Annotated in this window: 16 protein-coding genes and 1 riboswitch; of the genes, 13 read left to right on the top strand and 3 right to left on the bottom strand. The window is 39.1% G+C overall.

Annotated elements, in window-relative coordinates; all coding sequences use genetic code 11:
• Positions 1–48: 48 nt before the first annotated feature.
• The 4 genes from HRK21_RS03765 to HRK21_RS03750 all read left to right on the top strand — a co-directional run bounded on the left by HRK21_RS03765 (position 49) and on the right by HRK21_RS03750 (position 3,142).
• The gene (locus HRK21_RS03765) at positions 49–237 is read left to right on the top strand and encodes a hypothetical protein (protein WP_003737456.1); all 189 of its coding nucleotides are present in this window, start codon (positions 49–51) and stop codon (positions 235–237) included.
• A gap of 108 nt (positions 238–345) precedes the next feature.
• A riboswitch (SAM riboswitch) is annotated at positions 346–464 on the top strand.
• Positions 465–553: 89 nt separating this feature from the next.
• Positions 554–1,576, top strand: a complete 1,023-nt coding sequence (locus tag HRK21_RS03760; protein WP_069888417.1) for a methionine ABC transporter ATP-binding protein — start codon at positions 554–556, stop codon at positions 1,574–1,576.
• Complete coding sequence (locus HRK21_RS03755) at positions 1,573–2,247, top strand: methionine ABC transporter permease (protein WP_003725603.1); 675 nt, start codon at positions 1,573–1,575, stop codon at positions 2,245–2,247. Before HRK21_RS03760 ends, HRK21_RS03755 begins: the two co-directional genes overlap by 4 nt.
• 64 nt (positions 2,248–2,311) lie before the next feature.
• On the top strand, positions 2,312–3,142 hold the full coding sequence (locus tag HRK21_RS03750) for a MetQ/NlpA family ABC transporter substrate-binding protein (RefSeq protein WP_003739686.1): 831 nt from the start codon (positions 2,312–2,314) through the stop codon (positions 3,140–3,142).
• A gap of 41 nt (positions 3,143–3,183) precedes the next feature.
• On the opposite strand, the gene HRK21_RS03745 is transcribed toward HRK21_RS03750, so the two are convergent.
• Positions 3,184–4,260: an Lmo2079 family surface lipoprotein gene (locus tag HRK21_RS03745; protein ID WP_069888418.1), complete on the bottom strand. Its 1,077-nt coding sequence runs from the start codon at positions 4,258–4,260 to the stop codon at positions 3,184–3,186.
• A 340-nt stretch (positions 4,261–4,600) separates the two neighbouring features.
• Between HRK21_RS03745 and sufC the strand changes: the two genes are divergently transcribed.
• The 6 genes from sufC (at position 4,601) to HRK21_RS03715 (ending at position 11,003) form a co-directional block, all read left to right on the top strand.
• Positions 4,601–5,386, top strand: a complete 786-nt coding sequence (sufC, locus tag HRK21_RS03740; protein WP_003722442.1) for a Fe-S cluster assembly ATPase SufC — start codon at positions 4,601–4,603, stop codon at positions 5,384–5,386.
• Between the two features lie 18 nt (positions 5,387–5,404).
• A complete protein-coding gene (sufD, locus tag HRK21_RS03735; protein ID WP_070006508.1) occupies positions 5,405–6,706 on the top strand; it encodes a Fe-S cluster assembly protein SufD in 1,302 nt (433 codons plus the stop codon).
• On the top strand, positions 6,707–7,933 hold the full coding sequence (locus HRK21_RS03730) for a cysteine desulfurase (protein ID WP_070006507.1): 1,227 nt from the start codon (positions 6,707–6,709) through the stop codon (positions 7,931–7,933).
• Positions 7,930–8,373: a Fe-S cluster assembly sulfur transfer protein SufU gene (gene sufU / locus HRK21_RS03725; RefSeq protein ID WP_003722439.1), complete on the top strand. Its 444-nt coding sequence runs from the start codon at positions 7,930–7,932 to the stop codon at positions 8,371–8,373. Before HRK21_RS03730 ends, sufU begins: the two co-directional genes overlap by 4 nt.
• 22 nt (positions 8,374–8,395) lie before the next feature.
• Entirely contained in the window at positions 8,396–9,790 is a 1,395-nt protein-coding gene (gene sufB, locus HRK21_RS03720; RefSeq protein ID WP_003739681.1) for a Fe-S cluster assembly protein SufB, read from the top strand.
• Between the two features lie 370 nt (positions 9,791–10,160).
• Positions 10,161–11,003, top strand: a complete 843-nt coding sequence (locus HRK21_RS03715) for a DUF72 domain-containing protein (protein WP_069888422.1) — start codon at positions 10,161–10,163, stop codon at positions 11,001–11,003.
• A gap of 31 nt (positions 11,004–11,034) precedes the next feature.
• On the opposite strand, the gene HRK21_RS03710 is transcribed toward HRK21_RS03715, so the two are convergent.
• Positions 11,035–11,400, bottom strand: coding sequence for a DUF1634 domain-containing protein (locus HRK21_RS03710; RefSeq protein ID WP_003722429.1), 366 nt, complete (start codon positions 11,398–11,400; stop codon positions 11,035–11,037).
• On the bottom strand, positions 11,401–12,240 hold the full coding sequence (locus tag HRK21_RS03705; RefSeq protein WP_070006505.1) for a sulfite exporter TauE/SafE family protein: 840 nt from the start codon (positions 12,238–12,240) through the stop codon (positions 11,401–11,403).
• Positions 12,241–12,376: 136 nt separating this feature from the next.
• Here HRK21_RS03705 and HRK21_RS03700 point away from each other — a divergent pair, with 136 nt between their 5' ends.
• The 3 genes from HRK21_RS03700 to HRK21_RS03690 are packed head-to-tail and all read left to right on the top strand — an operon-like array spanning position 12,377 to position 14,824.
• Entirely contained in the window at positions 12,377–13,765 is a 1,389-nt protein-coding gene (locus tag HRK21_RS03700) for a bifunctional metallophosphatase/5'-nucleotidase (RefSeq protein ID WP_070006504.1), read from the top strand.
• Positions 13,762–14,037, top strand: a complete 276-nt coding sequence (locus HRK21_RS03695) for a YutD family protein (RefSeq protein WP_003722426.1) — start codon at positions 13,762–13,764, stop codon at positions 14,035–14,037. The genes HRK21_RS03700 and HRK21_RS03695 overlap by 4 nt, the downstream gene beginning before the upstream one ends.
• 19 nt (positions 14,038–14,056) lie before the next feature.
• Entirely contained in the window at positions 14,057–14,824 is a 768-nt protein-coding gene (locus tag HRK21_RS03690) for a TIGR01457 family HAD-type hydrolase (RefSeq protein WP_070006503.1), read from the top strand.
• Positions 14,825–14,866: the final 42 nt, after the last annotated feature.

Genomic DNA, 14,866 nt, shown 5'->3' with positions numbered 1-14,866 from the left:
CGTGATTTATGTTCTTTCAGTAGAATATAAATCACGGAGGAGAGGAAAATGAAAAAACATATTGTTTTAATTGTTGTTGCTTGTATCACGGTTATTGCGGTATTTATGTACATAGTGCAAATAAATAACAGCGAACTGAAATATCAAAAAAAGGCCCAAATTAAAATAGCCTCTCAAATGGCTAATCAGGTTGAACAGACAAACAGTAGTATCCTTAGTGAAATAACTTACAAATAAATTGATTTAAGTAAGAAAGTTATTGACAAAGTCTACTAGACAAGGTAATATGAAAAAACAAGAAACGTCACTATAGTCACAAATGAAGTGATTTAATAATATGTAGAAATCTTATCCAGAGTGGTGGAGGGAAATGCCCTGTGAAACCCAGCAACCTAAACAATAATTCATTATGTGTTTAAGGTGCTAAGTCATGCAGAACAACTTATTGTTCTGAAAGATGAGAAGAAAGCTAGTCCATTTGAAAAAATGCTGCCTTTCTGCTCATTAGCAGAAAGGCTTTTTTGTATATCAGAATGTAGAAAAGGTGATAGAGATGATTACGTTACAAAACGTTGTAAAAGAATACACATCCAGAAATAACAAAGTTCTCGCAGTCGACCATGTCGATTTAGAAATTGAACAAGGCGAGATTTTTGGAGTAGTTGGATATTCTGGAGCTGGTAAAAGTACGCTGATTCGGATGTTCAACGGACTGGAACTACCAAGTGCCGGGACGGTGGAAGTAGACAATTTGCTTATTAGCCAGATTCGCGGTAGTAAGCTTAGAAAAGCTCGTCAGCAAATTGGAATGATTTTTCAACATTTTAATTTATTATGGTCACGTACAGTAGCAGAAAATATCGCATTCCCGTTAGAAATTGCCGGTGTACGTGGTGAAAAAAGACGTTTTCGAGTAAATGAACTCATCCGTCTTGTTGGCTTGGAAGGAAAAGAAAATGCTTATCCAGCTGAACTAAGCGGTGGTCAAAAACAGCGTGTCGGTATCGCAAGAGCACTGGCCAACAACCCAAAAGTATTGCTTTGTGATGAAGCAACTTCCGCGCTAGATCCACAAACTACAGATGAAGTTTTAGAACTCCTCCTAGATATTAACAAACGCCTCCATTTAACTATCATCGTTATCACCCATGAAATGCACGTTATCCGGAAAATATGTAATCGCGTAGCAGTAATGGAAAACGGAAAAGTTGTCGAACTCGGCGATGTTTTAGATGTTTTCCGTCATCCGCAAGAAAAAGTAACGCAGCGCTTCGTTCGCCAAGTCACTGATTCAGACGAAACAGAAGAACTAATCCATCTACTACTCGATAATTACGCAGAAGGACAAATTGTTAAATTACTCTTTATGAGTGAAAATGCAACTCAACCAGTCATATCTCAAGTAGCCAAAGAAAATGATGTTATGCTAAACGTTCTCCACGGGAACTTAACGCAAACGCAAAACGGCGCATATGGAACGCTTTATGTACAAGTTTTAGGTACAGAAGATGCGATAAATGCGAGTCTAACACAGCTACGTCAACTTAAAGTAGAAACGGAAGTGTTAGAACGATGACGAAATTACAAGAATTATTTCCAAATGTTGATTTTCAAATGATGTGGGTCGCAACACAAGAAACATTATATATGACGCTTGTTTCATTATTTGCGGTTTTTTTACTCGGGATTGTGTTAGGATTATTGCTATTTTTAACTAACAACAAAAAACATGCCGGAGCACGCATTCTTTACTGGATCACAGCCATTTTAGTTAATGTGTTCCGCTCCATTCCTTTTATTATTTTGATTGTACTACTTTTACCGATGACGAAATCGCTTGTCGGAACAGTAATCGGACCAAAAGCGGCACTTCCAGCATTGATTATCTCTGCTGCTCCGTTCTATGGTCGGATGGTAGAAATTGCCTTTCGTGAAGTGGACAAAGGAGTTATCGAGGCAGCCAAATCCATGGGAGCGAATATGTTTACGATTATTGGCAAAGTACTCATTCCAGAAGCACTTCCAGCGATTATTTCCGGTATCACAGTGACAGCAATTTCGCTCGTTGGTTTTACCGCAATGGCTGGTGTCATTGGCGCAGGTGGCCTTGGGAATACTGCCTATCTTGAAGGATTCCAACGTGGACAACCTGATGTAACAGTACTTGCGACAATTATTATCCTAATTATCGTCTTTATTTTCCAGTTTATCGGTGACTTCTTAACAAAACGAACCGACAAACGCTAACTAATGTATATGAAGAAATTTATATAAAAAAACGCGGAATCCCCGCAAAAAAGGAGAGAATTTCATGAAAAAGGTTCTTGGTTTCATTTTCACATTAAGTTTAGTTTTAGTACTTACAGCTTGCGGTAGCTCCTCAGATAAAGCTTCATCTAGTAAAGACGATAAACAGTTGGTAGTGGGTGCGTCCAATACACCACATGCCCAAATCTTAGAACAAGCAAAACCGATTTTGAAAGACAAAGGGATTGACTTGAAAATTGTTAAATATACAGATTATGTTATGCCTAATAAAGCCCTAGAAGAAGGCGACTTAGATGCTAACTACTTCCAACATAAACCATATCTTGAACTAGAAGAAAAAGAAAAAGGTTACAAATTTGCTGATGTTGGCGCAATACACATTGAACCAATGGGCATCTACTCCAAAAAAGTAAAAGACATTAAAGATTTAAAAGATGGCGCGCAAGTATTGCTTTCTAACTCAAAATCTGACTGGCCGCGTGTCATTGGTATTTTTGTGGATAACGGACTATTAACGTTGAAAGACGGCGTGAAACCACAAGATGCCACATTTGATGATATTAAAGACAATCCGAAAAATTTGAAATTCAAATACGATTTTGACCCAGCTTACTTGATGACTGCTTATAATAACGAAGAAGGCGATGTTGTAGCGATCAACTCTAACTTTGTTGTCGACCAAGGCTTAAACCCTTCTAAAGATGCTATTGCAATCGAAAGTAAAGATTCTCCTTATGCAAATATCGTTGTAACAACAGAAAAGAAAAAAGATGATAAAAACATTAAAGAGCTAGTAAAAGTACTACACTCAAAAGAAATTCAAGATTATATTACAAAAGAATGGGACGGCGCTGTTGTTCCAGTGGATAAATAAAATAGAAAAAATCCTTTTACCGATTTGGTAAAAGGATTTTTTTATTGAGCGCTACTTAAATATAATTTCAGGCCATCAGAAATGGCTCTATCCAGTTCTTTTTTGGAAACAATTTCATTTCCTTCTGGCATTGGAGGAACTTTCTCGTAATCAAGCATATCAATCGTTGTTGTGAATTTCATTAAGTCTTTTGTGTTTGTATCTTCAAAATTAGTAGTGATAATCGCTTTACTGAATCCTTTTTTGCTATCAGGAGTTAAGGTTAAGTTAAAATCTAACGTTTGAGCATCGTTATTGCTTAGTTTTTTGAAGGATGCTTGAATGTTTTTTCGTGCAGTATTCCACTTTTTCTTGGCTGCTTTTTGGGTACTACCATCAATTTCAGCGATTAGTGCTACCACATTCTCTTGATCGTCAAGCTCTGTGAGAACATCATTTACTAAATCGCTCACTTCATTTTTAGATAATTTTAGAACGATGTCGTCATTGTCTTTAGAAGTGAAGTGCTTATCGTCTAAATCGTTTAAATAGCTGTAAATCGTAATGCCAGCAGTTTCTTCTATTTTCTTTAATTCTTTTGCTTGGCGGTCTACGGTTTCTGTATCAATTGTTTGATTGGAAAAGTTTTGAATTGTTTCGAATAGATTTAAATATTTTGATTCTAAGTTTTTGTTTTGTTCAAGCACTTGATTGAAAATTTTGGCTGTAGATGCTGGTAATAAACTGGAGATGTTATCCGTTGCATCATAGAAGTCAGCTACAGGGATATAAGCTTTCCCGTCGTCGCTGTTTTGTAGTGCATGTATTGTCAAATCAAATGGTTTTTCTCCTTTCCAGTGGATGGAAGACGCACTGTAAGAAGAGGAAGAATCACTGTCAACAGAAATTTTATATTGAATGTTCGATTTTTTAAGTTGGTTTAAGTCAATTCCAGTAACAAACTTGTTCATATAACCTTCTGAAAGGTCATTTACTTGGAATGTTACATTTGTCGTATATTGTCGGTTTTTAGCTGTTTTTTGCAAGGCAGCAGTGAAGTCGGACTTGGGGGAGCTACACCCGGATAAGGTTGCTAAAAGCAATACAAAGATGGTCGCAGCCATTATTGCTTTCTTCATATTTTAAATTCTCCTTCAATAAGTAATCGTTTATTACAAAAAAGTTATTATGTTGCAATTTTGTTACGTTACAACAATACCATATATAAATAAGATATACAATCCCTTTTTTAGGATGAAAAATCCCTTTCATTTATTGGTATGACAGGTTGTATTTTTTTAGGGATAGATTCTCAAATAAAATAGAAACAGTGATAATACTAGAAAACTGGTAAAAAACCTTTATTAATAGTAGAATGAAGGGGAGAATGCGAAGAATACTGGTTTTTATAGTTGTAATCAGATTAGAATTATACTAAACTAGGATTATGCAAATTTTACACTAGGGAGGACTTTTTTTATGGCAACTTTAAAGATTCAAGATTTACATGTTGAAATAGAAGGAAAAGAAATTTTGAAGGGTGTTAACCTGGAAATTTCAACTGGCGAAATCCATGCTATCATGGGACCAAACGGAACAGGTAAATCTACGTTGTCCTCAGCTATTATGGGGCATCCAAAATATGAAGTAACACAAGGAACAATCACGCTTGACGGGGAAGATGTACTCGAAATGGAAGTAGACGAACGCGCTCGTGCTGGTCTTTTCTTAGCGATGCAATATCCAAGTGAAATTAGTGGTGTTACAAACGCTGAGTTCATTCGTGCAGCCATCAACAGCCGCCGCGAAGAAGGCGATGAAATTCCAGTAATGCAATTTATCCGCAAACTAGATGCAAAAATGGATATTTTAGATATGGACGAAGAAATGGCGGAACGTTATTTAAATGAAGGATTTTCAGGCGGAGAGAAAAAACGTAATGAAATTCTGCAATTATTAATGATTGAGCCAAAATTAGCGATTTTAGATGAAATTGACTCCGGTCTTGATATCGATGCGCTTAAAGTTGTCTCCAAAGGTGTAAATGAAATGCGCGGCGAAGGATTCGGTTGCTTGATTATTACCCATTACCAACGTTTACTTAACTACATTACACCAGATTTTGTTCACGTAATGATGCAAGGTAAAGTTGTAAAAGAAGGCGGACCTGAACTTGCGAAACGTTTAGAAGCGGAAGGTTATGACTGGATTAAACAAGAGCTTGGTATTGAACTTGAGGAAGAAGAAGCAGTAGACCAACAATAAGGAAGTGAGGTTAAAATCATGGCAGAAAATATGACGATTAAAGATGATTTTATCCACGCTTTTTCAAGTAATGCGAATGAACCGGATTGGTTTTTAGATATCCGTCGCAATGCTTTTAAAGCTTACGGGGAACTGGACTTGCCTTTTGTGGATAAAACAAAAATTACTCGCTGGAATTTCACAAAGTTTGAGACGTTTATACCTTTTAAAGAAGGCGTGACGAATGAAACTTTACCCGAAAAAGTAGCGAATTTAGTTGATTTAGATAATAAAGAAGCCAATTTTTACGTTCAAATGGATGAAAGACCTGCGAGACTTCAGTTGCAACAAGAACTAGTTGACCAAGGTGTTATTTTCACAGATATTATTTCCGCTGTGAAAAATCATCCTGAACTTGTGAAAAAATATTTCATGAAAGATGCAGTTCAAGTGAATGAGCACAAACTGACTGCTTTTCATGCGGCACTAGTGAACGGCGGGATTTTCCTTTATGTTCCTAAAAATGTTGAAGTGAAAGCGCCAATTCAAGCTGTTTTCATTCAAGAAAAAGCAGAATCTCCACTTGTTAACCATGTGTTGCTTGTGGCGGATGATAATAGCGCAGTCACTTATGTGGAAAACTACGTAACGGTAGATAACGCGCCTAAAGGGATTGTTAGCATTGTGGAAGAAGTAATCGCGGAAAAAAATGCGCGTATTACTTTTGGCGGTGTAGATAATCTTGCAAGTGGCGTTACGACATATGTGAACCGTCGTGGACACATTGGAACAGACAGCCAAATTGAATGGGCGCTTGGTCTGATGAATGATGGCGATACAATCAATGAGAACATAACAAATCTAATGGGTGACGGCTCTTCTGCTGATGTGAAAACAGTGACAGTTGGTCGCGGTAAGCAAACACAAAACGTGACAACGCGCGTGACACATTACGGAAAAGCTTCTAACGGTACGATTTTATCTCATGGTGTTATGAAAGAAAGAGCAACAACTATTTTTAACGGAATTGGTCACATTAAACATGGTGCTTCTAAGTCAGATGCACAACAAGAATCACGTGTACTGATGCTTAGTCCTGAAGCGCGCGGTGATGCGAACCCAATTTTATTAATTGATGAAAATGACGTAGTTGCAGGGCATGCGGCTTCTGTTGGACGCGTTGATCCACTACAATTATTCTATTTGATGAGTCGCGGGATTTCTCAAAAAGAAGCAGAAAGATTAGTTATTCATGGCTTCTTAGACCCTGTTGTTCGTCAGTTACCAATCGAAAGTGTGAAAACGATGCTTCGTGAAGTAATCGAAGGGAAAGTGCGCTAAATGATTGATATCCAAAAAATTCGGGCGGATTTTCCTATTTTAGCTCAAGAAATAAATGAAAAACCGCTAGCCTATTTAGATAATGCTGCCACCTCACAAAAGCCGAAACAAGTTATTGAAGCTTTAACCCATTACTATGAGTTTGATAATGCGAACGTTCACCGAGGTGTGCATACGCTTGCGGCAAGAGCGACGGATGCTTATGAATCAGCTCGAGGTAAAGTAGCCAAGTTTATTCATGCGCGTGAAGTAGCAGAAATTATTTTTACAAGAGGTACTACTTCAGCGATTAATTTAGTTGTAGATAGTTACGGTGAAGCAAATATTGAAGCTGGTGATGAGATAGTTATTTCTTATCTAGAGCACCATTCTAATTTGATTCCATGGCAACAACTAGCTAAACGCAAAGGTGCGGTTTTGAAATATATTGAATTAGAAGAAGATGGCACGATTTCAGTGGAACAAGCGAAAAAAACGATTGGCGAGAAAACGAAAATCGTTGCATTAGCTCATGTTTCTAATGTACTCGGGACTATCACGCCAATTAAGGAAATCGCAGCTATTGCTCATCAATTTGGAGCAGTTATTCTCGTTGACGGTGCACAAGCTGTACCGCACATGGAAGTCGATGTAGTAGATTTAGATGCTGACTTTTATGCTTTTTCAGGGCACAAAATGATGGCTCCTACTGGCATTGGCGCCTTGTATGGCAAACGTGAATTACTAGATGCGATGGAGCCTACCGAATTTGGCGGAGAAATGATTGATTTTGTAGAATTATATGATTCGACTTGGAAAGAACTACCTTGGAAATTCGAAGCCGGAACACCAATTATTGGCGGAGCGATTGCGCTAGGTGCGGCGATTGATTACTTGGCGGAAGTTGGACTCAACAATATTCATGCACATGAACAAGTATTAGCCAGCTACGCGATAGAAGAAATGAGCAAAATCGAAGGCATTACTATTTACGGACCAAATGATGCGAGTAAACGTTGTGGCTTAGTGACTTTCAATTTAGAAGGCGCGCATCCACACGATATTGCGACTATTTTGGACGAAGACGGAATTGCAATTCGAGCTGGGCATCACTGTGCACAACCGTTGATGAAATGGCTGGACGTTTCTTCCACAGCTCGCGCAAGCTTTTATATTTATAATACAAAAGAAGAAATTGATGTGCTTATAGATGGCCTCAAGTTAACAAAGGAGTATTTTGGATTATGACAAGCCGGAAATTAGATCAGCTTTATAGACAAGTCATTATGGATCACTATAAAAATCCGCGCAATAATGGAGAGCTCCCAGATAGCGATGTAACAATCGACCTCAACAACCCAACATGCGGTGATCAAATTCATCTTCATTTAAAAATGGACGGTGATAAAATCGTTGCGGCAAAATTCACAGGTAGCGGCTGTTCAATCTCGATGGCCTCTGCTTCGATGATGACGCAAAGCATTATTGGTAAAACTGAGAAAGAAGCACTAAAAATGTCCCGAGAATTTTCAGAAATGGTGCAAGGTCATGACCATGAAACGATTGATGAATACGGCGACGTTGAGGCACTTGCTGGAGTTGCGAAATTCCCAGCAAGAATCAAATGTGCGACCCTTTCTTGGAAAGCAATGGAGAGAGCGATTTTTGAAAAAGAAGGAACAAAATAAGTAGCGAAAAGGAGGATACGACATGACTGAAATTCCAGAAATTGGCGAATACCAATATGGATTCCATGACAAAGATACCTCTGTGTTCCGTACAGAACGCGGATTAACAGAAAAAGTAGTAAGAGAAATTTCGAATATTAAAGAAGAACCAGAATGGATGCTAGAATTCCGTTTGAAGTCTTTAGAGCAATTTTATAAAATGCCAATGCCGACTTGGGGTGGCGATCTGTCAGAACTGAAGTTTGAAGACATCACTTACTACGTGAAACCGTCTGAACAAACCGTACGTTCTTGGGATGAAGTTCCTGAAGAAATTAAACGTACTTTTGATAAACTCGGTATTCCTGAAGCTGAACAAAAATACTTGGCTGGTGCATCTGCACAGTACGAATCCGAAGTAGTTTATCACAATATGAAGCAAGATCTAGAAGATTTAGGGATTGTCTTCAAAGATACCGATTCCGCGTTAAAAGAAAACGAAGATATTTTCAAAGAATATTTCGCAAAAGTAATTCCACCAAGCGACAACAAATTCGCAGCATTAAACTCGGCTGTTTGGTCAGGTGGCTCATTTATCTACGTACCACCAGGCGTCAAAGTAGATACGCCACTGCAAGCCTACTTCCGTATTAACTCGGAAAACATGGGTCAGTTTGAACGGACGTTAATTATCGTGGACGAAAATGCCAGCGTAAACTACGTGGAAGGCTGTACTGCTCCCGTTTATACTACGAATTCCCTTCACTCAGCTGTCGTGGAAATCATTGTAAAACCAGGCGCTTACTGCCGTTACACAACCATCCAAAACTGGGCAAATAACGTGTATAACCTAGTAACAAAACGTACTTTCTGTGAAGAAAATGCGACAATGGAATGGATTGATGGTAACATTGGTTCGAAATTAACAATGAAATACCCAGCAGTACATTTACGAGGCGAAGGAGCACGTGGAACAACGCTTTCTATCGCGATTGCTGGTAAAGGCCAACGTCAAGATGCCGGAGCGAAAATGATGCACTATGCGCCGAATACGTCCTCTACGATTGTATCGAAGTCGATTTCGAAACAAGGCGGAAACGTAACGTATCGCGGAATTGTTCATTTTGGTCGTAATGCAGACGGCGCACGTTCGAATATCGAATGTGATACGCTGATTATGGATAACTTGTCCACATCGGACACAATCCCGTACAACGAAATCCTAAACAGCAACATCTCATTAGAACACGAAGCCAAAGTTTCCAAAGTATCCGAGGAACAACTTTTCTATCTAATGAGCCGTGGTTTAAGCGAAGAAGAAGCGACAGAAATGATCGTTATGGGCTTCATTGAACCATTTACGAAAGAATTACCAATGGAATATGCCGTTGAGATGAACCGTTTGATTAAGTTTGAAATGGAAGGCTCGATTGGTTAATATAATAAAAACCCCTTCAACTACAGGTCTGTGGTTGAAGGGTTTTTTATTTACATTTAATTTTAGCTATTTTTCTTTCGACTTAAAAAGCCAGCAATAAAGTAAGATAGTATAAAAATAGAAAATCCGGCCATTAAAGATATATCTGATCCATCAAAAGGTTTCCTACCAGTAAAGGCGGAACAAATTAATAGCGTTCCAAAAAAAACTGAAGTCATTATAATAAGCCTTTTCATCTGTTTTCTCCTTTTTTTAATTAAAGTATAAAACATAAAATATCCAAGGTAAAGCAACAACCAAATTAAAAGATTCTCCCTCCTTTTTGCGTTATAATAAATATAAATCATAACGATAGAGAGGGTGGCAGTTGATGGTAACAATCGGGTTAACTGGGTGGAGTGATCATGATTCTTTATTGCAAACGAAAAAATTAACATTAGCTGATTATGCGGCACATTTTCCTGTGGTGGAGGTTGATACGAGCTTTTATGCGATTCCTTCTCCGAGGACAACGGCAAACTGGGCGGCGCAAACTCCGGATGAATTTCGTTTTGTGATTAAAGCATTTTCGGCGATGACGAAACATAAGGAATGGTCGCAGTATTTTGATAGTGAAAATGCGATGTACACGGCTTATATGGATATGATTGCGCCGATAAGTGAAACGGGAAAACTACAGGCGATTTTATTTCAATTTCCGCCTTATTTTAATTGTACGAAAGAAAATGTGGCTTATTTAAAATATATTGCCTCGAAAATGGGCGATTTGCCTGTGGCGATTGAATTTCGTAATAATTCTTGGTATAACGAGCAAAACACCGAGAAAACACTGGAGTTGCTGCGAGAATTAGGTTTTGTTCATACGGTCGTTGATGAACCGCAAGTTGGTTCTGGGAGCGTGCCGATTGTACTGCGTGAGACGAATAGCGATATGACATTAGTGCGGCTTCACGGCCGGAATCAGTATGGTTGGATGAAAGCAAGCAGTCCAGAATGGCGCGAAGTTCGGACACTTTACCGTTATAATGAGGAAGAAATTAACGAATGGGCAAAATACGTGGAACATTTACAAAAATTGTCCAAAGAAGTTGTCGTGATTTTTAATAATAACAGCGGCGGCGATGCGGCTGATAATGCGAAACATTTACAAAAGGCGCTCCAAGTTGAGTTTCAAGGTTTGGCTCCGATGCAAATGGATTTGTTTTCAGAATAAAAAAAGATGGCGCGTAAGCAGCGCCATCTTTTTATGCTTTTATACCAATTAAAAAGCTAATAACTAAAATAATCAATACAATCCCAGTTATCCCAACGTACAAATAATCTTTTTCCTTCAAAAAAGTAAACAATGATACAACGACACGAAGGACTGGCGTTAAAATTAAGCAAAAGAGACCGAACATCATAATTGCGTATGGTTTAAGCGTCCCTAGCCCGCTGAAAATCGCTGTAAGTGAGGTCGGGTAAGTTTCCCCGGGATAGCCACTTTCGCCGGTAATAAACAGCATAACGAGGCCAAAAACGATAATGATCGCACTAAGGACAACACCGATTCGTAACAGCGCGCTAACAATTAGCTCGACCCGGTACATTTCTTCTTTTTTCTCTGCCATCTAAATCCACCCCAATCCTTCTAAAATCATTTGGAAGGCAACATATAAAATGACGGGAATAAAAATAATCCGAATAATTTTGCTTTTTAAACGTTGCATAATGCGTGTTCCAAGTGTTGCACCGACAAGTACGCCAATCGCAACTGGAGCTGCAATCGCAGGCTGGATGTCACCTTGGAAAAGATATACAGTTGCACTGGCCGCCGCGGTTACGCCCATCATTAAATTACTCGTTGCGCTACTTACTTTAAGCGGCATTTTCATAAAGACATCAAGTGCCATGACTTTAAATGCGCCACTACCGATTCCAAGTAAGCCACTAGCGATACCTGCGCCGTACATCACACCAAAACCAGCAGGGACGTTTGCCACTTGATAATCAACTGTCTGCCGTAAAGATTTATCGTAATAAGAATCATGTAAGTTTAGTTTGGTTGCGAGCGGGTCTGGTTTCACATTGGTAGGAAATTCTGTACCGACCTTTTTAATCATGTTGAAAGCAGAATAAAGAAGTAAAAGTCCGAAGATGATGTAGAGTGCCGTGGCCGAGAGCAGTCCACTGACGAAAGCCCCGGTGATTGCACCAATTGTTGTGGCAATTTCGAGAAACATCCCGACACGAAGGTTCGTAATGCCGTCTTTGATATAAGCAATTGCAGAGCCGCTACTTGTGGCAATAACGGAAATAATACTTGCACCAATCGCATATTGAATATCAATCCCAAAAATAAGTGTCAAGGCAGGCGTCACGATAATTCCACCACCAAGCCCAAGCAAAGAGCCTACAACCCCTGCAAAAACAGAGATTAGAAGAATTTCGACTGTTTGCGTAATATCCAAAAAAATCACTTCCCTTTTAAAACAATATATCCTATCATAACATAAAATGAAAAGGGAACAATTCATCCAGTCCTAGTGCGTGTAAAAAAAGCGGTTTTACGCTACAATAGTTATAAGTAGGGAGTGAGATGGATAGATGAAACATTTAACTTTATGGCATACGAATGATGTTCATAGTCACTTGGAACATTGGCCACGCATTTTTAATTTCTTAAAAGAGAAAAGAACAGCTGCGGATAAAGAAAATAAGTCGGCGCTCTTTTTTGATATTGGTGATTTTTTGGACCGGGTCCATCCGCTTACTGAAGGAACGAACGGGCTTGCGAATACGGACTTACTTAACCAACTGCCGTATGATGCGGTGACTTTTGGTAATAATGAAGGAACGACTTTGGCCCATGAAGACTTGGATAAATTATACGAACATGCGACTTTTCCAGTAGTTTGCTGTAATTTTTACGCAGATAAAGAACGAACCAAGCAGCCAGACTGGGTGAAATCGATTGTTTATAAGGAAATAGAGCAAGTGAAAATAGCGATTATTGGTGCGACGGCGCCGTTTCGGGAATACTACGAGGCAATGGGCTGGGGCGTGGAAGAACCTATTAGCTCGATTCAAAAACAAATTGCTGGCTTGGATGAAGATACGGATGTAGTTATTTTGCTCAGCCATCTAGGTTTACCAAGCGATGAACGCATTGCACTCGAAATTCCTGAAATAGATGTAATTTTGGGCGGACACACGCACCATTTACTTGAAACGGGGAAAATAGAAGGGAATGCGTTACTTGCTGCAGCGGGTAGATGGGGCGAATATATCGGGAAAGTGGATATAGAGCTAGACGAAAATAATCAGATACTGACTACAACCGCTACGACGTTTAAAACCGAGGATTTACCGGCTGCTCCAAATGAAGCGAATGAAATCCAAGGTTTCTTCGATAAAGGGCGCGCAGAACTCTCTGAAAAAGTAGTTGCGATTCCCGGAAAGTTAGCGCATAATTGGTTTGATGACTCGGAAATTGCGCACATTTTGAATGAAGCGGTTTGTGAATGGACTGGAGCAGAAACGTTTGTGATGAACGCGGGCATTTTTATGACAGACTTTGAAGCGGGAATCGTGACAGATTTTGATATCCACCAAATGTTACCGCATCCGCTCAACGCAATTGCTTTAACGATGTCTGGTGAGGAACTTGAAATACTTATTGACGGAATCTACCGAAAGAAAGCAGAACTGCAAGATATTCCGCTTCGAGGTTTTGGTTTCCGAGGTGAGTACTTTGGTACCGTTTTGATGGATAGAGCTGGTTTTGACTCAGAAAATCAAGTGGCACTTTTTGATAATCAACCAATTGATAAAACACGGGAATACCGAATTGCGACGCATGATACGTTTGTGTTCGCGCCATTTTTCCCGATAGTAAAACAAATTAAACGAAAAGAAGTATATACACCGGAACTACTCCGAGATATTTTAAAATGGAAACTTAAAAAAATGTACGGACAGGAGGAAGACAAGTGACGATTACGATTCAAGATTTAAACTACGAGATTATCACCAATTATCGCGATGCTTTTGACGAGGAGAAGTTAAACGAACGGTTTAGCGATATTCTTGGACGATATGATTATATAGTGGGCGACTGGGGTTATGATCAACTGCGTCTTAAAGGCTTTTTCGAAGATGATAACCGCAAAGCTGCATACGACAACAAAATTAGCACGTTAAAAGAATATATTTATGAATACTGCAATTTTGGTTGTGCTTATTTTGTTATTAAAAAAGTAAAATAGTAAATGAGGTAGTTTGGAATTGAAGAATTATAAAGCGTATTTAATTGATTTAGATGGTACGATGTATCGCGGGGCAGAAGTTATTCCAGAGGCGATCATTTTTATCGAAAACTTAAAACGTGCGGGAATTCCGTATTTATTTGTAACAAACAATTCAACAAAAACACCTGGGCAAGTAGCAGAACATTTAACTGATATGGGGATTCAAGCTGTAAGCGAGGATGTTTTCACGACGTCACAAGCAACCGTACAATTTATGATGGAACAAAAACGCGAAAGAACGGTTTATGTTATCGGAGAACGTGGAATAAAACAAGAACTAACAGATAATGGATTTGAAATAACTTCTAGTAATCCAGCTTTTGTTGTTGTCGGGCTTGACCGGGAAGTCGATTATGAGAAATTTTCAAAAGCAGCTCTTGCGGTTCGAGGTGGCGCGATGTTTATTTCAACGAATGGCGATGCGGCAATTCCGACAGAGCGCGGTTTGCTTCCGGGAAATGGTTCGATTACATCAGTCGTTTCCGTAGCCACAGAAACAGCGCCAGTTTTTATTGGAAAGCCTGAATCCATTATTATGGAGCAAGCACTCGCAAAACTCGGCGTTCATAAAGACGAAGCAATCATGGTGGGGGACAACTACGAAACCGATATTATGGCAGGCATCAATTACGGCATGGATACGTTAATCGTACACACTGGCTTTACATCAAAAGAAGCATTATTAACAAAAGAAATCCAGCCTACATACGCTGTAACAAAACTAACTGATTGGAAATTTAACTAGAAGAGCGGAATTTTTCTGCTCTTTTTTTAATAAATAGGAGGT

The organism is Listeria monocytogenes (assembly GCF_013282665.1).
Taxonomy (GTDB): domain Bacteria; phylum Bacillota; class Bacilli; order Lactobacillales; family Listeriaceae; genus Listeria; species Listeria monocytogenes_C.
This window is presented reverse-complemented; position numbering and strand designations above follow the sequence as displayed.

Coding starts and splice junctions, on each gene's coding strand:
- HRK21_RS03765 (WP_003737456.1), top strand. CDS start 49: ATGAAAAAACATATTGTTTTAATTGTTGTTGCTTGTATCACGGTTATT.
- HRK21_RS03760 (WP_069888417.1), top strand. CDS start 554: ATGATTACGTTACAAAACGTTGTAAAAGAATACACATCCAGAAATAAC.
- HRK21_RS03755 (WP_003725603.1), top strand. CDS start 1,573: ATGACGAAATTACAAGAATTATTTCCAAATGTTGATTTTCAAATGATG.
- HRK21_RS03750 (WP_003739686.1), top strand. CDS start 2,312: ATGAAAAAGGTTCTTGGTTTCATTTTCACATTAAGTTTAGTTTTAGTA.
- HRK21_RS03745 (WP_069888418.1), bottom strand. CDS start 4,260: ATGAAGAAAGCAATAATGGCTGCGACCATCTTTGTATTGCTTTTAGCA.
- sufC (WP_003722442.1), top strand. CDS start 4,601: ATGGCAACTTTAAAGATTCAAGATTTACATGTTGAAATAGAAGGAAAA.
- sufD (WP_070006508.1), top strand. CDS start 5,405: ATGGCAGAAAATATGACGATTAAAGATGATTTTATCCACGCTTTTTCA.
- HRK21_RS03730 (WP_070006507.1), top strand. CDS start 6,707: ATGATTGATATCCAAAAAATTCGGGCGGATTTTCCTATTTTAGCTCAA.
- sufU (WP_003722439.1), top strand. CDS start 7,930: ATGACAAGCCGGAAATTAGATCAGCTTTATAGACAAGTCATTATGGAT.
- sufB (WP_003739681.1), top strand. CDS start 8,396: ATGACTGAAATTCCAGAAATTGGCGAATACCAATATGGATTCCATGAC.
- HRK21_RS03715 (WP_069888422.1), top strand. CDS start 10,161: ATGGTAACAATCGGGTTAACTGGGTGGAGTGATCATGATTCTTTATTG.
- HRK21_RS03710 (WP_003722429.1), bottom strand. CDS start 11,400: ATGGCAGAGAAAAAAGAAGAAATGTACCGGGTCGAGCTAATTGTTAGC.
- HRK21_RS03700 (WP_070006504.1), top strand. CDS start 12,377: ATGAAACATTTAACTTTATGGCATACGAATGATGTTCATAGTCACTTG.